Genomic DNA, 15520 nt, shown 5'->3' with positions numbered 1-15520 from the left:
CCAAATAGCCGCCTTGAACGCTGTATCCGCCTGCCGCAGCCAGGAGGACAACCCCGCCAAATTTGGGATACAGCGTACCGGCATTAAATCCAAGATTTTCGAGGGCATTGCCCGCAGTGGTGGCGCCAGTTCCGCCTTTGGCTACGGGCAAGATGTCGTAGTTGCCAGTCGTGCCCAGTGCGGCCAGCTTGTCGCCAAACTGATTGACCAGCGCACGCAGGGCGTCTGCTGAATCCTTGACGTAACCCTGCATGGGCGCCAGTGCATAAATCTGCAGGCGGAAGTGTTCGATCTGGAAGCGCTCATCAAGGCGGTTGCCTACGGCCAAGCCCCTATTTCGGTGCTGACCGTGAATTGGGAAAACCTCGACGCGCTGGTTGCCTCTCAGGGCAGCGAATTCAGCATGGCCGGCGTGAAGCTGGTCAGGGCGGCGGCATGATTAGCAACCACCTCAACCTCGTCGAGCAGCACCGACCCGACGCCGAGTCGATCGCTGAACGAATCGCTCAGCACCTGGCCGCCGGCGGGCGGATCGAATTGCCGAAGCCTGCCCCAATCAAGTTCACCAGCACCTCGGAGTGGAAGGGACGGCCAAGCTTCCTACGACTGGCGGTGGGGGACGAAACAACCGCACGTGTATCCCCATTTGCGAACTTGCCAATAACGTCATCCGAATGGAGTTCTGCGCGAAGACAGGAATAGAACTGCGCACGCTGAAAGGCGCCGCACCGCTCTATCCGATCAAGCTCCACGTTAAGCAGAGAACACGAAAACATGTCGCAGGAGGTTTTTCGTGATGACTTTACTTATTAAAAATACTTGGCCCAAGCGATAAGATCTATGAGTCACTGTTTGCAAAAATTTTCAATACATCTTCATTTCGCCCATAAGCCTCTCTGTCGAGCCGCAAAACGTGAGAGATACTGAGCAAAAGCTTCGGATCCAAGTTGTCAAACAACGCAAATTCATTTGCAAAATTTTTAAATTTAGCACCTCGAAGCGAAAGGCAATTATAAAAAATCATTACCAACTCGTAATCAGAAATTAAAGATCGCACCACTGTACCAAGCCACCGACTATCGGCATATTTGCAACGAGAGCAAAATTTAAAGAGACTATACAAACTTCTAAAATAAATACTTAAATCCCCGCGATGCTTATTCCAAACCAAGTCGTAAGCATCGATTGTAAAATCCACATCATCGTCATCCAATGCATTTTCGAGCTCTTTATAAGCACGTTTTAGTTGCAAGGCCCACGTCCTAAAACAATCCCTCCCTGTTATTGAGTCTGGGCGCGTAGTATTTCCGATTGTATCAAAGTGAATTTTTACCACATCAAAGCCACGAACCACACTTTGTTGCAAGCCTAGCATATTATAAAACTGCGACTCTTCTTGCTGTCGAGCAGCTTCAACCTGCTGCCTCTCAACTTGCTCTTGACTATTTTTTATATCCTTTCGCTGAAGATAAAGAGTGACTACCACACCAGCAAATGCCAATCCTGAAAATAAAGCATTTAGAGTTCCGAACGCGTCTCCAAACGTACCAGACCTTATACCAATAAGCGCACCAGAATCATCAGCGGCTATAGGGAAGCCGGAGAATAAAAACCAATAATAAAGGGCGTAGCCCCCAAGCACGAATAGAAAAACCAATGCAATAGTCAACACTACCATAAAATCTCGTTTCATTTTTACGCCTTAATGCGGCTCCATGCCGGATCCCCGATATACGCCAACCGAAAACAAATTGCCACCATAGGCTTCCGGGCTGCCTCTGGCTTTTTGAGATGGCTGCGTGAGACGAAACATCAACCGTGCGGCCGACAGACCTGGCTGGACTTGCCAGCCAGCGGTATTGAAGAGGTAGGCCATGGCCAAGAGCAATGCAGATCGCTCAGCGAAAGCCGCGGCGAAAAGGAAGGAGCGCGGCGAAGAGGAAATCAGATTTCACGCGATGGCTGGCACACGCCAAGCACTTGTTGATCTGATGGCGTGGAGCGGCATTGAAGAACAGGGCGAAGCAATTACGCTGATGATTCATCATCTACACGGCCTTGGCCCGGGCGGCGCTCTTCCCCTACTCACGCCGCCGCGACACGAATACGTGATATCCGAAAACGTGTCGAGGAAATTGAAACTTGCTCATGATCGCTAAGCCGTTCGCATCTGTAACGATGAGTCACTTCGACGAAACAAATCAGAGTGAAGTCTACTCTAGTAGTTTCCCGTGTTTCGCTTCATGAGCATCTTTAAAAGTTCCAAAACCCGCCTGCATTAAAGCATTCTGTTGCTTCATTCCCTCCAATGGCCCCATATTTTCCGGAAAATCCATACTCTGTCCTCCAGCCACAACAATCTCCGTTTCGCTGATGAACTTAACGAACGTGGCGAGTACGGTTCCATGAGCGACAACTAATTCATACGAACCAAGCTCATACACTGGTATTCCACGAAGTGCATGAAGGTTAGCTTGGGTAACTTCTTTAAGATGAGTATTCCAAACAGCTTTCATCATTTCTATCGACTGATCCTCGGCAACAGTTTCGTAAATTGCATTGCACAACGTTGCGGCGCAATCAACGACTGCCAAAAATGCTATTGCACGATCAGTCACTTCCTGCTTTTTGGCGGCTATTTGATGGTTAATTTGCTCCACAGCTACGGCGTTTTGCGTAGCGCTCTGGCTGCGCCCTACAGCCAATGCGCCAACTATAGCGAGTATTGAACCCACTGCCTGAACCCAGCTAGCCAACTCACCGCTAGTGAGCTCCGACCGCTTAACCAAAAGAACTAAAACAAAAAGTGCTGACAAACCCAGAACAACGTTGGAAACCGAAAGCCAGGGTTTAAAAAGGCTCTTTCCATAATCATTCAACATCATAGCTCCCCCCTCTAAACAGCCAAATATACCCGGCGAGGCCCCTCTATGTCCGCAAAACAGATCGACGAAAAGAAACTCGAGCGCGCGATCCGTAAGATCAAGCACTGCTTGGCACTGGCCCAGAGCACCAACGAGAACGAGGCCGCCACGGCGCTCCGGCAGGCACAGGCCCTGATGCGCGAGTACAGGCTGACAGAAATGGATGTGAAGTTGAGCGACGTCGGTGAAGTCGAGTCGGAACTTCACCGCGTAAAGCGTCGGCCGGCATGGGATCAGCAACTGAGCATCGCCGTAGCAGATGCATTCAACTGCACGACCCTGCGGCGCAGGAAGTGGAGTTCTGCGAAAGAACAAGTCATCGAGTGCGCGACATTCGTCGGCGTTTCTCCCGCTCAGAACATCGCCCTGTATGCGTATGAGTCACTGCACACCAAGCTCACCCAAGCGCGCAAGGAATACTGTTCAGCAGTCAGGTCTGGAGTTCGGCGCAGTGAGTATTCGGCAGAAACTGCGGGCGATCACTTCGCACTGGGGTGGGTCTGGGAGGTTCAAACGAAGCTGAAAGGGCTCGTGCCTCAAGGTGAAGACGACTCAGCCGGACATCCCGGCACTGGGCAAGACCTCATTGCGGTTCAAGCGCAGGACAAGGCATTAATAAGCGAATACCTTGCGACTCAGGACATCAGAGAGTCGCGGAAAAGAAAGGGCGTCGAGCTGGATATTAACGCCCAGATCGCTGGGATACTTGCCGGCAGCAAAGTAGAACTGCACGCAGGCATTACGCGGGGCGGCAACGAAATTCTGGCCCTATCCGCAAGCACATGAGCCGCCCTCACCTATTTCGATACCCCCCCGATACCGACGCCGCAAGCATCTCACGCCACCGAGCAAGATCAGCAATCAGACGAAGCCCGTCTTCTACCTCGGCATCCAACTGCTCATCAGGAAGGCTGAGCAAGCGAACAACCTCGTAGCCGGTCAGCCGTAACGCCTGAACATCGGTTTTCCCGCTCATACCTGTCACTGCTCAGTGTCACCAAGCTTCACAGATACTCCATTTGTGCAAATCACGCCAGCCGGCGAGGTATTCGGCTGTCTGGAGCAACTCCACGGGCATATTTGAACTGTTTGGAATGGCAATCGAGGTAGCCACCGAAGAGGCGTGTAAGGTGGGCGGATTTGTTCTAGAACGTCACGAAGTGCTTCTCTTAATAAACTTTCTTTGGATCTCCGAGAACAGCGGCGAGAGGGCATGATCCATAGCCTTCTCAACGCTAGCTTTCCCTGTGCCAACTATAGGAATCACATAATTGAACGCGTCAGTAATTTGCTCTGCAAGCGCATCTTTGGCGGCATTTGAGGTGTCGCCGCTAGACCAGAGCAGATACCCTTCGATGCACTCAGAGTATTTTTCGCCTGGAAGAAGCACACTCTTAAACTTCAGAAACACCCGCTCTCCCCAAACAATTTTGCACTCTAGGGACAAAGCTTTAAGACTTTCAATCGCCGACTCAAGGCGCTCAAGCTCACGTCGAATGCCATCTGTTTGATGTGGTTTTATCCCGCCTTTTCCGATTTCGGATGCAACCCTTACCTCCAGAAATTCGGCAACCTGGCTGGCACGTATAACTGCTGCCAGATAAGTGTGTAACGCAATAGATGCTCTTCTTGCCAAATCGTGATCTGAGGTGGCCAGAATTTGTAGTTTCCATGCGTTGAGCCCTGCCGCAGCTAGACATACCGCTAACACCGTTGCGCCGGCACCAGCAATTTCAAACAGGTCATGGACATCTTCAACTTTAAAAAAATCGGTCGGAATCGGAACCCGGCCCCAGATTACTCCTGTCACGAAAAGTGAAACACAACCAATCCATACAACCCAATCCGTTCTCATGGCGCCCTGCCGCAGTAGGTGAGTACGCATTATGCCAGCATCGTGGAGATACCAGACCCATGCCCACAGAAAACAAACCGAACGCACCCGTCACAGCAGTTGAAGAACTTGACGCGGTGTTGCACTGGCGCGACAAGCATGCGACCGCGATCAAAGAACGTGACGCCATGCAACTGCGCCTGAACGCAGCGGATCAGCAGATTGATGAGCTGGAGAGAGACAAGCACCGGCTGGATTCGCTGGAATCGAACTGCTGGGACATCCGCTTCGACAGCAGCCCCAACGGCGACGCTGGCGACAGCAGCATCAACATCGAAGTCGTCGGCCACTGGATGGATAAGCCGTTCGAGCGCGTCATCGGCGAGAACTACAGCGAGAACCTCCGCGCTGCCATTGACCAGGCGATGACGGCACCAGCTTATCCGCCTGAGCGCCCTGAATATCCAGAACCAGACTCCGTAAAGGATGATGACTGGCATATGAACCCGTGCAAGAAAGGTCACCGCGATGTCGGCGCGGCCGGCGGCGTTGCCCACTGCTACACCTGCGACGAGAAGATCGAAGCCGCAACTACTCAGGAGGCTTTCGAGCGCTGGAACGCCACACACCCAGCCATCGAAACAGCCGAATCTCGATAAGAGTACATCTGTACTCCTGCCGCAAATCTACTCCCTCCTCCTTCAAAGTCAGCCTCTATAGCGGCAAGGACGAAGTCATGCCTGAAGAAATCAAATTGATCCAGCCAGCACCAGTCGTGCGCGACGAAATGGGTTCGTTCCAACATCCGTATATGCCCGACTTCGACGAGGGTGACGGCGACAAGTGCAAGACCTGGGTACCGGAGCAGGGTTTGACCGTTAGACCTGCGGAAGGATCAGCAGCATGCACCACCATCAATTACTGCTGCTCAGCCGACCTGCCAATCTCTTCGCGCGCAGGCATTGTCCAATCCGAGGCTCTTTTCTCATAGATTGATTGTTCTTGCTTTGTAGGCTCGTAACCAAAAGCTAAAAAATAAACTGCGAGTGAAAATGCCGCTAATCCAGCGCGGCCAACTGGATCCGCGTCCTTGGAAAGACGTCCGCCAGGCGCAATGTGAATGGCTGCTCCCCTTATAAATGCGAACACTGCTTGACCAAAAAACACCTGAATAAGAAGCACAGTCCAAAAACTCTTCCAATCTCCAATGAACCGAATACAGACGTTTAGAAGCGAGGCCGTGGTCATGAGCAAGAGCAACCAATACTGACAGCGCGTCAAAAACCCCATAACTCGATCGACCGCTCTCAAACCTAATACTCCATTCAGTTAGTTTTCAAATCAGCGTACTCAGATATCGGCCAACGTAGCGCGATCCTAAACCACAACCCGCTCCCCTTCAAAGTCAGCCGCTATAGCGGCAAGGGCCGGGATTAACTCCTCACCACCTTCTGCCGCCACGCGCGGCATGGAGCATCACCTCATGGCAAACGCCACAGCGGCAAAGGCCAGCAGCATTCAACCGCGCTTCATCAGGTTTGGCGATGCTCCTGGTTACCTCGGCATGTGCCGGGACGAATTCAACAAAACAGTTCGCCCAAGCGTTCGGGAATTCCCGATCGGGAAACAAGGCGTGGCGTTCGACCGGATTGAGCTTGATGAATGGGCGGACGCCTACGTCGAGCGCAAGTCGGTTGAAAAGGCGGTGAATCAGGACAACAATCACCCCCGCAGCGAGCGCCAGGGTGAAGCCAAAGGAGGCAAACCATGGCGAGAAAAGCGATCTCCGGTCTCTACCAGAAAGGTGGAGTCTGGCAAATCGACAAGGTTTTCCGAGGTGAGCGACTTCGAGAAAGCACTGGAACTGGTGACAGGCAAGAAGCAGAGCAGTACCTGATTCATCGCCTTGAGCAGCTTCGGCAGCAAAAGGTGTATGGCGTGCGCCGAACCCGAACTTGGGAAGAAGCAGCAACGAGGTTTTTGATCGAGAGCAAGGATCAGCCGTCAATCAAACTGACGGCGCACCACCTGAAGCACTTGCACCCATATCTCAAAGACCTGCCATTGACCCACATCGATGACCAGGCACTTGAGCCGTTCGTGAAGGATCGTTTGAAGGGAATGGTGTTGCCGTGCGGGAAGCAATTAAAGCCGGTGGCACCTCGTACGATCAACATCTCAATCGAACGGGTAATTCGGGTTCTTTCGCTTTGTGCAAGGAAGTGGCGGGATGAAGAACGCAGGCCATGGCTCGATTCGGTGCCGATGCTTGCGAAGCTGGACTTGAAGAAAAAGGTTCGCGAGCCCTACCCCATGACATGGGACGAGCAGTCGATACTTTTTGGCGAGTTGCCGGCTCACCTGCAAACGATGGCCTTGTTCAAGGTGAACACAGGATGTCGCGAGCAAGAGGTCTGCAAATTGAGGTGGGACTGGGAGATATCGGTGCCAGAACTTGGCACCAGCGTGTTCCTGATCCCGTCAGACTTCGGCGGGCGCAACGAGCGATCAGGCGTGAAGAACGGCGACGAGCGATTGGTCGTGCTCAATACCGTGGCCAAGTCGATCATCGACAAACAGCGAGGCCTGAGTAAGGACTGGGTTTTTCCATACAACGGTAACGCGCTTCATCGCATGAACGACTCGGCGTGGAAAAAGGCGCGGGTGAGAGCGGCGAAACGCTGGCAGCAGGAAAACCTTCGCCCCGCTCATCTAGGGTATGCATCCATCAGGGTGCACGATTTGAAGCACACATTTGGTCGTCGCCTTCGGGCGGCTGGTGTCACTCAGGAAGACCGAAAGGCTTTATTGGGACACAAGAATGGCAGCATCACCAGTCACTACTCGGGCGCTGAACTCGGGCATCTGATCGAGGCTGCAAATATGGTATCAGCAACAGACTCACGTGGGCCGGTACTGACCATACTGAAAAGGAAAACTGGATGAAGTCCCGAAAAACTCCCCACCAATGAAAAAGCCCAACTGGCTAGAGTTGGGCTAAGTCATTGAATTATATGGTCGGGACGGAGTGATTCGAACACTCGACCCCTAGCACCCCATGCTAGTGCGCTACCGGACTGCGCTACGCCCCGACTGGTTTTTCATCTCACCCTTCACCTCGAAGAGCGCTCAAGAATATATCGCAAGCTTTTGAAAACTGGAAGTATTCAAAAGCAGCTTTTTATTTCTTGAGAACCACCAGCACGTCTTCCAACTCGGCAATCATCTGGCGAATCATCTGTTTGTATTGGGTGGTGTCGTCTTTGGCTTCATCGCCGGACAGGCGCAAGCGTGCGCCGCCTATGGTGAAACCTTGATCGTAAAGGAGCGCGCGGATTTGCCGGATCATCAGCACGTCCTGGCGCTGATAATACCGGCGGTTTCCGCGGCGTTTGACGGGGTTGAGTTGAGGAAACTCCTGCTCCCAGTAGCGCAGCACGTGTGGCTTTACGGCACACAGCTCGCTGACTTCACCGATGGTGAAGTAGCGTTTGCCCGGGATGACGGGTAGTTCGTCGTTATGACTTGGTTCCAGCATAAGCCTCAACTCGGGCCTTCAACTTCTGCCCTGGACGAAAGGTGACCACACGGCGAGCCGTGATCGGGATTTCTTCCCCCGTTTTCGGGTTGCGGCCAGGCCGCTGGCGTTTGTCCCGAAGGTCGAAATTGCCGAAACCGGACAATTTGACCTGCTCGTTGTCTTCAAGAGCGTGCCTGATTTCCTCGAAAAACAGTTCTACCAATTCCTTGGCTTCCCGCTTGTTCAGGCCCAGCTCTTCATACAGACGTTCCGCCATCTCAGCTTTCGTCAAAGCCCCCATACGTCACTTCCTTAACGTGGCGTTCAACCTTTGTTCGAGCGAGGTGAGGATATTTTGCGTCGTCGAATTCACCTCATCGTCATTAAGAGTGCGCGATGGATGCTGCCAGGTCAAGCCAACTGCGAGGCTTTTTCTATCAGGATCAATGCCTTTACCCTGATATACGTCAAACAGCCTGAGATCTGTGAGCCATTCGCCTGCATTTTCACGGATTACGTCCAGTACTGCCGAGGCCGCGACGTCTTTGTGTGCAATTAATGCAAGGTCACGACGCACCTCAGGAAAGCGCGACAACTCGTGGAATTTCGGCATTTTACCAAGTGCCACTTCAGCCAGAACCAGCTCGAAAACGAAGACTGGACGATCCAGACCCAAGGCTTTCGACAATTCCGGGTGAATGGCGCCGATGAAACCGACTTCACGCCCTTCTCGCTCGATGCGCGCGGTTTGACCCGGGTGCAGCGCCGGGTGTTTGCCCGGTGCGAAAGTGAACGAATCCAAGGCACCGGCGAAGCCCAGTACTGCTTCCACGTCAGCTTTGACGTCGAAGAAGTCGATGGTGTCGCGACCTTGTGCCCAGCCTTCCGGAAGACGGCTACCGCAGACAACACCCGACAACATCGGCTCTTGCTTCAAACCTTCGAGCTGACCGACGAAGCGCAGACCGCTTTCGAACAGACGCACGCGATCTTGCTGACGATTGAGGTTGTGCTGCAGCGCTTTGACCAGACCCGGCCACAGCGACGAGCGCATGGCGGCCATGTCGTTGGAGATCGGATTGGCCAGCAACAGTGGCTCAACGCCCGGATTGAACAGTTCGAACTGACGAGGATCGATGAAGCTGTAAGTAATCGCTTCCTGATAACCACGAGCCACCAGCAGACGACGCAGTTCCGGCAGATCGCTACGCGCTTCAGCCTTGGCTTGCGGCGCGAGACGCGCTTGCGGGTAACGAACTGGCAGACGGTTGTAACCGTACAGGCGAGCCAGCTCTTCGATCAGATCGACTTCAAGGCTGATGTCGAAGCGATGGCTTGGCACTTCTACACGCCATTGGTCAGCGCCGTCGGCGGTAATGCCCAGACCCAGGCCGCTGAGCAGACGCTCAACCTGAGCCGAATCCATTTCCATGCCGAGCATCTGAGTGATGCGCTGCGAACGCAGGGTGATCGGCGCGATCGACGGCAGGTGCTGCTCGCTGACGGTCTCGATGATCGGGCCGGCTTCGCCGCCAGTGATTTCCAGCAGCAGGCCAGTGGCGCGCTCCATGGCTTCACGGGCCAGTTGCCAGTCAACGCCACGCTCGTAGCGGTGCGAGGCATCGGTGTGCAGACCATAGGAACGAGCCTTGCCCGCCACAGCGATCTGGTCGAAGAAAGCACTTTCCAGAAACACGTCGCGAGTGGTCGCGGAAACACCGCTGTGCTCGCCACCCATCACACCGGCAATCGCCAGAGCGCGAGTGTGGTCGGCAATCACCAGCGTATCGCTACGCAGGCTGACTTCCTGACCGTCGAGCAGTACCAGCTTCTCGCCCTCTTCCGCCATGCGCACACGGATGCCGCCATTGATTTCAGCGAGATCGAAAGCGTGCAGCGGCTGACCCAGCTCGAGCATCACGTAGTTAGTGATGTCGACGGCAGCGTCGATGCTGCGCACGTCGGCACGACGCAGACGCTCAACCATCCACAGCGGCGTAGGCTTGGACAGGTCGACGTTACGAATCACGCGACCGAGGTAACGCGGGCATGCAGCCGGCGCCAACACTTCGACCGAACGCACTTCGTCGTGCACGGCAGCTACGGCCGGCACTACTGGACGGGTGACCGGAGCGTCATACAGCGCGCCAACTTCACGGGCCAGACCAGCCAGGGACAGGCAGTCGCCACGGTTCGGGGTCAGGTCAACCTCGATGCTGGCGTCTTCCAGATCCAGGTACACGCGGAAATCTTCGCCCACTGGCGCATCGGCCGGCAGTTCCATCAGACCGTCGTTGCCTTCACCAACCTGCAGCTCGGCTTGCGAGCAGAGCATGCCGTTGGACTCAACGCCACGCAGTTTGGCTTTCTTGATTTTGAAGTCGCCCGGCAGTTCGGCACCGATCATGGCGAACGGAATCTTCAGGCCCGGACGCACATTTGGCGCACCGCACACGACCTGAAAGGTTTCCGCGCCATTGCTGACCTGGCAAACGCGCAATTTGTCGGCATCAGGGTGTTGCTCGGTGCTCAGCACCTCGCCCACAACCACGCCGCTGAATACACCGGCGGCCGGCGTAACGCTATCGACCTCAAGACCGGCCATCGACAGACGAGCAACCAGCTCATCGCGATCTACCTGCGGGCTAACCCAGCCACGCAGCCATTGTTCACTGAATTTCATCCTGCTCTCCTAAGAATTCGTTACGACTAGCGAAATTGCGCGAGGAACCGCAAGTCGTTGTCGAAGAACAGACGCAAGTCGTTCACGCCGTAACGGAGCATGGCCAGACGCTCGACGCCCATGCCGAAGGCAAAGCCGGAGAACTCTTCCGGATCGATGCCGGACATGCGCAGCACGTTCGGGTGAACCATGCCGCAGCCCATCACTTCCAGCCAGCCGGTCTGCTTGCAGACGCGGCAGCCTTTACCGCTGCACATCACGCATTCCATGTCGACTTCAGCGGATGGCTCGGTGAACGGGAAGTACGAAGGACGGAAACGTACGGCCAGTTCTTTCTCGAAGAACACCCGCAGGAATTCTTCGATGGTGCCTTTGAGATCGGCAAAATTGATGTCGCGATCAACCAGCAGGCCTTCGACCTGGTGGAACATCGGCGAGTGGGTGATATCGGAGTCGCTGCGATACACGCGACCTGGGCAGACGATGCGGATCGGCGGCTGCTTCGATTCCATGGTGCGAACCTGTACCGGCGAGGTATGGGTGCGCAGCAACATGTTGGCGTTGAAATAGAAGGTGTCATGCATCGACCGGGCCGGGTGGTGGCCTGGGATGTTGAGCGCTTCAAAGTTGTGATAGTCGTCTTCGACCTCAGGGCCTTCGGCAATGCCGTAGCCGATGCGGGTGAAGAACTGTTCAACACGCTCCAGAGTGCGGGTAACCGGATGCAGACCACCGGAGGTCTGGCCACGGCCCGGCAATGTCACGTCAATGGATTCGGCGGACAGTTTGGCAGCCAGTTCGGCTTCTTCAAACAAGGCCATGCGCGCATTGAGAACGCCTGTTACACGTTCCTTGGCAACGTTGATCAGGGCGCCGACTTGCGGACGCTCTTCTGCCGGCAAATTCCCCAGGGTCTTCATCACCTGAGTCAATTCACCCTTTTTGCCAAGGTATTGAACCCGGATTTGCTCCAGGGCATTGATATCTTCAGCGCTTTGCACAGCCTCTAGTGCTTGAGAGACCAGCGCATCCAGGTTTTCCATGTACAGACTCCAGATACAAAATAGGGGAAGAGCTTGAAGGCTCTTCCCCTATTTAAGACGTTTACCACCTGACCCCACGGAAGTGAGGCCGGGTGATTGTCGGGGGTACTTAAGCCAAGGTGGCTTTAGCTTTCTCGACAATCGCAGCAAACACCGCTTTTTCGTTCACTGCCAGATCAGCCAGAACCTTACGGTCGATCTCGATGGACGCTTTTTTCAGGCCAGCGATGAAACGGCTGTAGGACAGACCGTTAACACGAGCACCAGCGTTGATACGAGCGATCCACAGAGCGCGGAACTGACGTTTTTTCTGACGACGGTCACGGTAGGCGTATTGGCCTGCCTTGATTACCGCTTGCTTGGCAACACGGAATACGCGCGAACGTGCACCGTAGTAGCCTTTAGCAAGTTTCAGAATTTTTTTGTGACGCTTACGGGCAATGACGCCACGCTTTACACGAGCCATGAGTTACTTCCTCTATTCTTGACTAAAATTAACGAAGGCGCAGCATGCGCTCGACTTTTGCCACGTCAGACGGATGCAGCAAGCTGCTACCGCGCAGTTGACGCTTACGCTTGGTCGACATTTTAGTCAGGATGTGGCTCTTGAAAGCGTGCTTGTGCTTGATACCGTTAGCAGTTTTCAGAAACCGCTTAGCAGCACCACTTTTGGTTTTCATTTTTGGCATGTTCGGATACTCCGCATTCAGTTGATAAACATAATCAGAAGGCCTGCCGTGCCCTGTTGATTACTTCTTCTTTTTCGGGGCGATGACCATGATCAGCTGGCGTCCTTCCATCTTAGGATGCTGTTCGACCGAACCGTACTCGAGCAGGTCAGCTTCAACCCGCTTGAGGAGTTCCATCCCCAGCTCCTGGTGGGCCATCTCACGGCCGCGGAATCGCAAGGATACCTTGGCCCTGTCCCCATCACTCAGGAAACGTACCAGGTTGCGCAGTTTTACCTGGTAATCCCCTTCCTCCGTCCCTGGACGAAACTTGATTTCTTTAACCTGAATCTGCTTCTGGTTTTTCTTGGCCGCGGCAACCTGCTTCTTCTTCTCGAAGATCGATTTGCCGTAGTCCATCAGTTTGCAAACAGGGGGTACTGCATCGGCGGAAATTTCCACCAAATCCAGTTTGGCCTCTTCAGCCTTAAGAAGCGCGTCTTCAATTGACACAATCCCAAGCTGTTCACCTTCAGCCCCAATTAACCGAACCTCGCGTGCCGAGATATTCTCGTTGATCGGGGCTTTCGGTGCAGCTCGTTTATCTTGTCTCATTTCACGCTTAATAATAATTACTCCGAATCTGGGCGACCACGCCGGGAAACCGCTTGCGCGAGAAACTCAGCGAACTGGGCGACGGGCATCGAGCCCAGGTCAGCACCTTCACGAGTACGCACAGCGACAGTCTGCATCTCGACTTCCTTATCTCCGATTACCAAGAGATAGGGAACCTTGAGCAAAGTATGCTCGCGGATTTTAAAGCCGATCTTTTCATTTCTCAAGTCGGACTTGGCACGAAATCCGCTTTCGTTGAGAGTTTTTTCAACTTCTGCAACAAAATCTGCCTGTTTATCAGTGATATTCATGATCACCGCCTGGGTCGGCGCGAGCCACGCAGGGAATGCACCTTCATAGTGCTCGATCAAAATACCGACGAAACGCTCAAAGGAACCGAGGATCGCACGGTGCAACATCACTGGGTGTTTGCGGCTGTTGTCTTCGGAGACGTATTCAGCGCCCAAACGGACAGGCAGGTTAAAATCGAGCTGCAAGGTACCACATTGCCAGACACGACCGAGGCAATCTTTTAGCGAAAACTCGATCTTCGGTCCGTAGAACGCACCCTCACCCGGCTGCAGATCGTACGGCAGGCCCGCAGAATCAAGGGCTGCAGCCAATGCGGCTTCAGCGCGATCCCACAGCTCGTCGGAACCGACGCGTTTTTCCGGACGAGTGGACAGTTTCATTTCGACGTCGGTGAAGCCGAAGTCGCGATAAACGTCCATGGTCAGCTTGATGAATGCAGCGGATTCGGCTTGCATCTGCTCTTCGGTGCAGAAGATGTGGGCGTCGTCCTGAGTGAACGCACGCACACGCATGATGCCGTGCAGCGCACCCGACGGCTCGTTACGGTGGCAGGCACCGAACTCTGCCAGACGCATCGGCAGCTCGCGGTAGCTCTTCAGGCCTTGGTTGAAGACCTGCACGTGGCATGGGCAGTTCATCGGCTTGATGGCGTAGTCGCGGTTTTCCGACTGCGTGGTAAACATGTTGTCGGCGTAGTTGGCCCAGTGCCCGGATTTCTCCCAGAGGCTGCGGTCAACGACTTGAGGGGTTTTGATCTCAAGGTAGCCGTTGTCACGCTGGATCTTGCGCATGTACTGCTCGAGCACCTGGTACAGAGTCCAGCCGTTCGGGTGCCAGAACACCATGCCCGGGGATTCTTCCTGGGTGTGGAACAGGCCCAGACGCTTGCCGATCTTGCGGTGATCGCGTTTTTCAGCTTCTTCGATGCGCTGGATGTAAGCCGCCAGCTGCTTCTTGTCTGCCCAAGCGGTGCCGTAAACGCGCTGCAATTGCTCGTTCTTGGCGTCGCCACGCCAGTAGGCGCCCGACAACTTGGTCAGTTTGAAGGATTTCAGGAAGCGAGTGTTCGGCACGTGCGGGCCGCGGCACATGTCGACGTATTCTTCGTGATAGTACAGACCCATGGTCTGTTCGTTCGGCATGTCCTCGACCAGACGCAGCTTGTAGTCTTCGCCGCGGGCCTTGAACACTTCGATCACTTCGGCGCGCGGAGTGACTTTCTTGATGACGTCGTAATCTTTCTCGATCAGCTGCTGCATACGCTGTTCGATCGCAGCCATGTCGTCCGGAGTGAAAGGACGTTCGAAGGCGATGTCGTAATAGAAGCCTTCGTCGATGACCGGGCCGATCACCATTTTTGCAGTCGGGTACAGCTGCTTGACCGCATGCCCCACCAGGTGAGCGCAAGAGTGGCGAATGATCTCCAGCCCCTCTTCATCCTTTGGCGTAATGATTTGCAGGGTCGCGTCGCTGCTGATGATGTCGCTGGCGTCGACCAGTTGACCATTGACCTTGCCGGCCAGTGTGGCTTTGGCCAGGCCAGCACCAATGGATGCGGCGACCTCGGCTACGGAAACCGGGTGATCGAATGAACGTTGACTGCCGTCGGGAAGAGTAATAGTTGGCATGGCGCCTCCTCTCCTAGTGGTGACCCCTACCAAAGGTCACGTGGGTTGGGATGAGCCAGTACAAGATCCGATCCAGGCCATTCAATGACGAACGCCTGCCTTACAGCGGCAGGAGCCTTGCGGCCAACCGGAAAACCGAACCAGAGTGACTGGGATTCAAATCAGAAATATTCGCACGTTGACCGCGTCCGGGACTGTAGGTCATCCGGCGCCTGAGAACGCTTGAGCCTGGCATGCTAGCACAGATGAGCGGTCACTTATGCCTCTGTTTGATCAGAAGGCAAATCGTCCGT

The 15520-nt window shown here is 54.4% G+C and carries 18 protein-coding genes, 1 tRNA gene and 2 pseudogenes; 7 read left to right on the top strand and 14 right to left on the bottom strand.

From position 1 onward, the window contains the following. Nucleotides 1–328, bottom strand: a pseudogene (locus GVL50_RS29120) (hypothetical protein); the annotation flags it as partial. On the opposite strand from GVL50_RS29120, the pseudogene GVL50_RS29115 reads away from it, so the two are divergent. Beyond that, nucleotides 269–439 (top strand): annotated as a pseudogene (locus tag GVL50_RS29115) (Heme peroxidase); the annotation flags it as partial. The pseudogenes GVL50_RS29120 and GVL50_RS29115 overlap by 60 nt on opposite strands. Here GVL50_RS29115 and GVL50_RS29110 read toward each other — a convergent pair. Both GVL50_RS29110 and GVL50_RS20275 read right to left on the bottom strand, forming a co-directional pair. Continuing rightward, nucleotides 385–513 carry a hypothetical protein gene (locus GVL50_RS29110; RefSeq protein WP_256671903.1) on the bottom strand — a complete coding sequence of 43 codons (129 nt, stop codon included), beginning with the start codon at nt 511–513 and terminating at the stop codon, nt 385–387. The pseudogene GVL50_RS29115 and the gene GVL50_RS29110 sit on opposite strands and share 55 nt — an antisense overlap. 325 nt (nt 514–838) lie before the next feature. After that, nucleotides 839–1693, bottom strand: a complete 855-nt coding sequence (locus GVL50_RS20275; protein ID WP_159814891.1) for a putative phage abortive infection protein — start codon at nt 1691–1693, stop codon at nt 839–841. A gap of 181 nt (nt 1694–1874) precedes the next feature. On the opposite strand from GVL50_RS20275, the gene GVL50_RS20270 reads away from it, so the two are divergent. Then, nucleotides 1875–2159, top strand: coding sequence for a hypothetical protein (locus GVL50_RS20270; RefSeq protein WP_159814890.1), 285 nt, complete (start codon nt 1875–1877; stop codon nt 2157–2159). Nucleotides 2160–2213: 54 nt separating this feature from the next. Here the strand turns inward: GVL50_RS20270 and GVL50_RS20265 are convergent, their stop codons facing one another. Beyond that, entirely contained in the window at nt 2214–2882 is a 669-nt protein-coding gene (locus GVL50_RS20265) for a hypothetical protein (RefSeq protein ID WP_159814889.1), read from the bottom strand. Between the two features lie 48 nt (nt 2883–2930). Here GVL50_RS20265 and GVL50_RS20260 point away from each other — a divergent pair, with 48 nt between their 5' ends. Continuing rightward, a complete protein-coding gene (locus GVL50_RS20260; RefSeq protein ID WP_159814888.1) occupies nt 2931–3710 on the top strand; it encodes a DUF2786 domain-containing protein in 780 nt (259 codons plus the stop codon). 367 nt (nt 3711–4077) lie between these two features. On the opposite strand, the gene GVL50_RS20255 is transcribed toward GVL50_RS20260, so the two are convergent. Further along, nucleotides 4078–4809 carry a hypothetical protein gene (locus tag GVL50_RS20255; protein WP_159814887.1) on the bottom strand — a complete coding sequence of 244 codons (732 nt, stop codon included), beginning with the start codon at nt 4807–4809 and terminating at the stop codon, nt 4078–4080. Between the two features lie 29 nt (nt 4810–4838). Between GVL50_RS20255 and GVL50_RS20250 the strand changes: the two genes are divergently transcribed. From GVL50_RS20250 to GVL50_RS20240, 4 genes are all read left to right on the top strand, one after another. Beyond that, complete coding sequence (locus tag GVL50_RS20250) at nt 4839–5417, top strand: hypothetical protein (RefSeq protein ID WP_159814886.1); 579 nt, start codon at nt 4839–4841, stop codon at nt 5415–5417. A 77-nt stretch (nt 5418–5494) separates the two neighbouring features. After that, nucleotides 5495–5749 carry a hypothetical protein gene (locus tag GVL50_RS20245; protein ID WP_159814885.1) on the top strand — a complete coding sequence of 85 codons (255 nt, stop codon included), beginning with the start codon at nt 5495–5497 and terminating at the stop codon, nt 5747–5749. Nucleotides 5750–6241: 492 nt separating this feature from the next. Next, nucleotides 6242–6655 carry a hypothetical protein gene (locus GVL50_RS29105; protein WP_256671902.1) on the top strand — a complete coding sequence of 138 codons (414 nt, stop codon included), beginning with the start codon at nt 6242–6244 and terminating at the stop codon, nt 6653–6655. Further along, nucleotides 6541–7704 (top strand): tyrosine-type recombinase/integrase, encoded by a 1164-nt coding sequence (locus GVL50_RS20240; RefSeq protein ID WP_256671909.1) that lies wholly within the window; start codon nt 6541–6543, stop codon nt 7702–7704. The genes GVL50_RS29105 and GVL50_RS20240 overlap by 115 nt, the downstream gene beginning before the upstream one ends. Before the next feature lie 69 nt (nt 7705–7773). Here GVL50_RS20240 and GVL50_RS20235 read toward each other — a convergent pair. The 9 genes from GVL50_RS20235 to thrS all read right to left on the bottom strand — a co-directional run bounded on the left by GVL50_RS20235 (nt 7774) and on the right by thrS (nt 15227). Next, nucleotides 7774–7850 (bottom strand) — tRNA-Pro (locus GVL50_RS20235). A gap of 89 nt (nt 7851–7939) precedes the next feature. After that, the gene (locus tag GVL50_RS20230) at nt 7940–8296 is read right to left on the bottom strand and encodes a MerR family transcriptional regulator (RefSeq protein WP_003179985.1); all 357 of its coding nucleotides are present in this window, start codon (nt 8294–8296) and stop codon (nt 7940–7942) included. Next, a complete protein-coding gene (gene ihfA, locus GVL50_RS20225; protein ID WP_002553164.1) occupies nt 8277–8579 on the bottom strand; it encodes an integration host factor subunit alpha in 303 nt (100 codons plus the stop codon). The genes GVL50_RS20230 and ihfA overlap by 20 nt, the downstream gene beginning before the upstream one ends. 3 nt (nt 8580–8582) lie before the next feature. Continuing rightward, complete coding sequence (pheT, locus tag GVL50_RS20220; RefSeq protein ID WP_053119004.1) at nt 8583–10961, bottom strand: phenylalanine--tRNA ligase subunit beta; 2379 nt, start codon at nt 10959–10961, stop codon at nt 8583–8585. Between the two features lie 26 nt (nt 10962–10987). Continuing rightward, the gene (gene pheS, locus GVL50_RS20215; protein ID WP_003226365.1) at nt 10988–12004 is read right to left on the bottom strand and encodes a phenylalanine--tRNA ligase subunit alpha; all 1017 of its coding nucleotides are present in this window, start codon (nt 12002–12004) and stop codon (nt 10988–10990) included. A gap of 109 nt (nt 12005–12113) precedes the next feature. Further along, on the bottom strand, nt 12114–12470 hold the full coding sequence (rplT, locus tag GVL50_RS20210) for a 50S ribosomal protein L20 (RefSeq protein WP_007913489.1): 357 nt from the start codon (nt 12468–12470) through the stop codon (nt 12114–12116). A gap of 28 nt (nt 12471–12498) precedes the next feature. Beyond that, nucleotides 12499–12693 (bottom strand): 50S ribosomal protein L35, encoded by a 195-nt coding sequence (rpmI, locus tag GVL50_RS20205; protein ID WP_002553160.1) that lies wholly within the window; start codon nt 12691–12693, stop codon nt 12499–12501. A gap of 60 nt (nt 12694–12753) precedes the next feature. Beyond that, nucleotides 12754–13305: a translation initiation factor IF-3 gene (infC, locus tag GVL50_RS20200; protein ID WP_170947229.1), complete on the bottom strand. Its 552-nt coding sequence runs from the start codon at nt 13303–13305 to the stop codon at nt 12754–12756. Further along, nucleotides 13305–15227, bottom strand: a complete 1923-nt coding sequence (gene thrS / locus GVL50_RS20195) for a threonine--tRNA ligase (RefSeq protein ID WP_150705695.1) — start codon at nt 15225–15227, stop codon at nt 13305–13307. Before thrS ends, infC begins: the two co-directional genes overlap by 1 nt. Nucleotides 15228–15520: the final 293 nt, after the last annotated feature.

Source organism: Pseudomonas sp. 18058, assembly GCF_902706155.1.
GTDB classification, from domain to species: Bacteria; Pseudomonadota; Gammaproteobacteria; order Pseudomonadales; family Pseudomonadaceae; genus Aquipseudomonas; species Aquipseudomonas rustica.
This window is presented reverse-complemented; position numbering and strand designations above follow the sequence as displayed.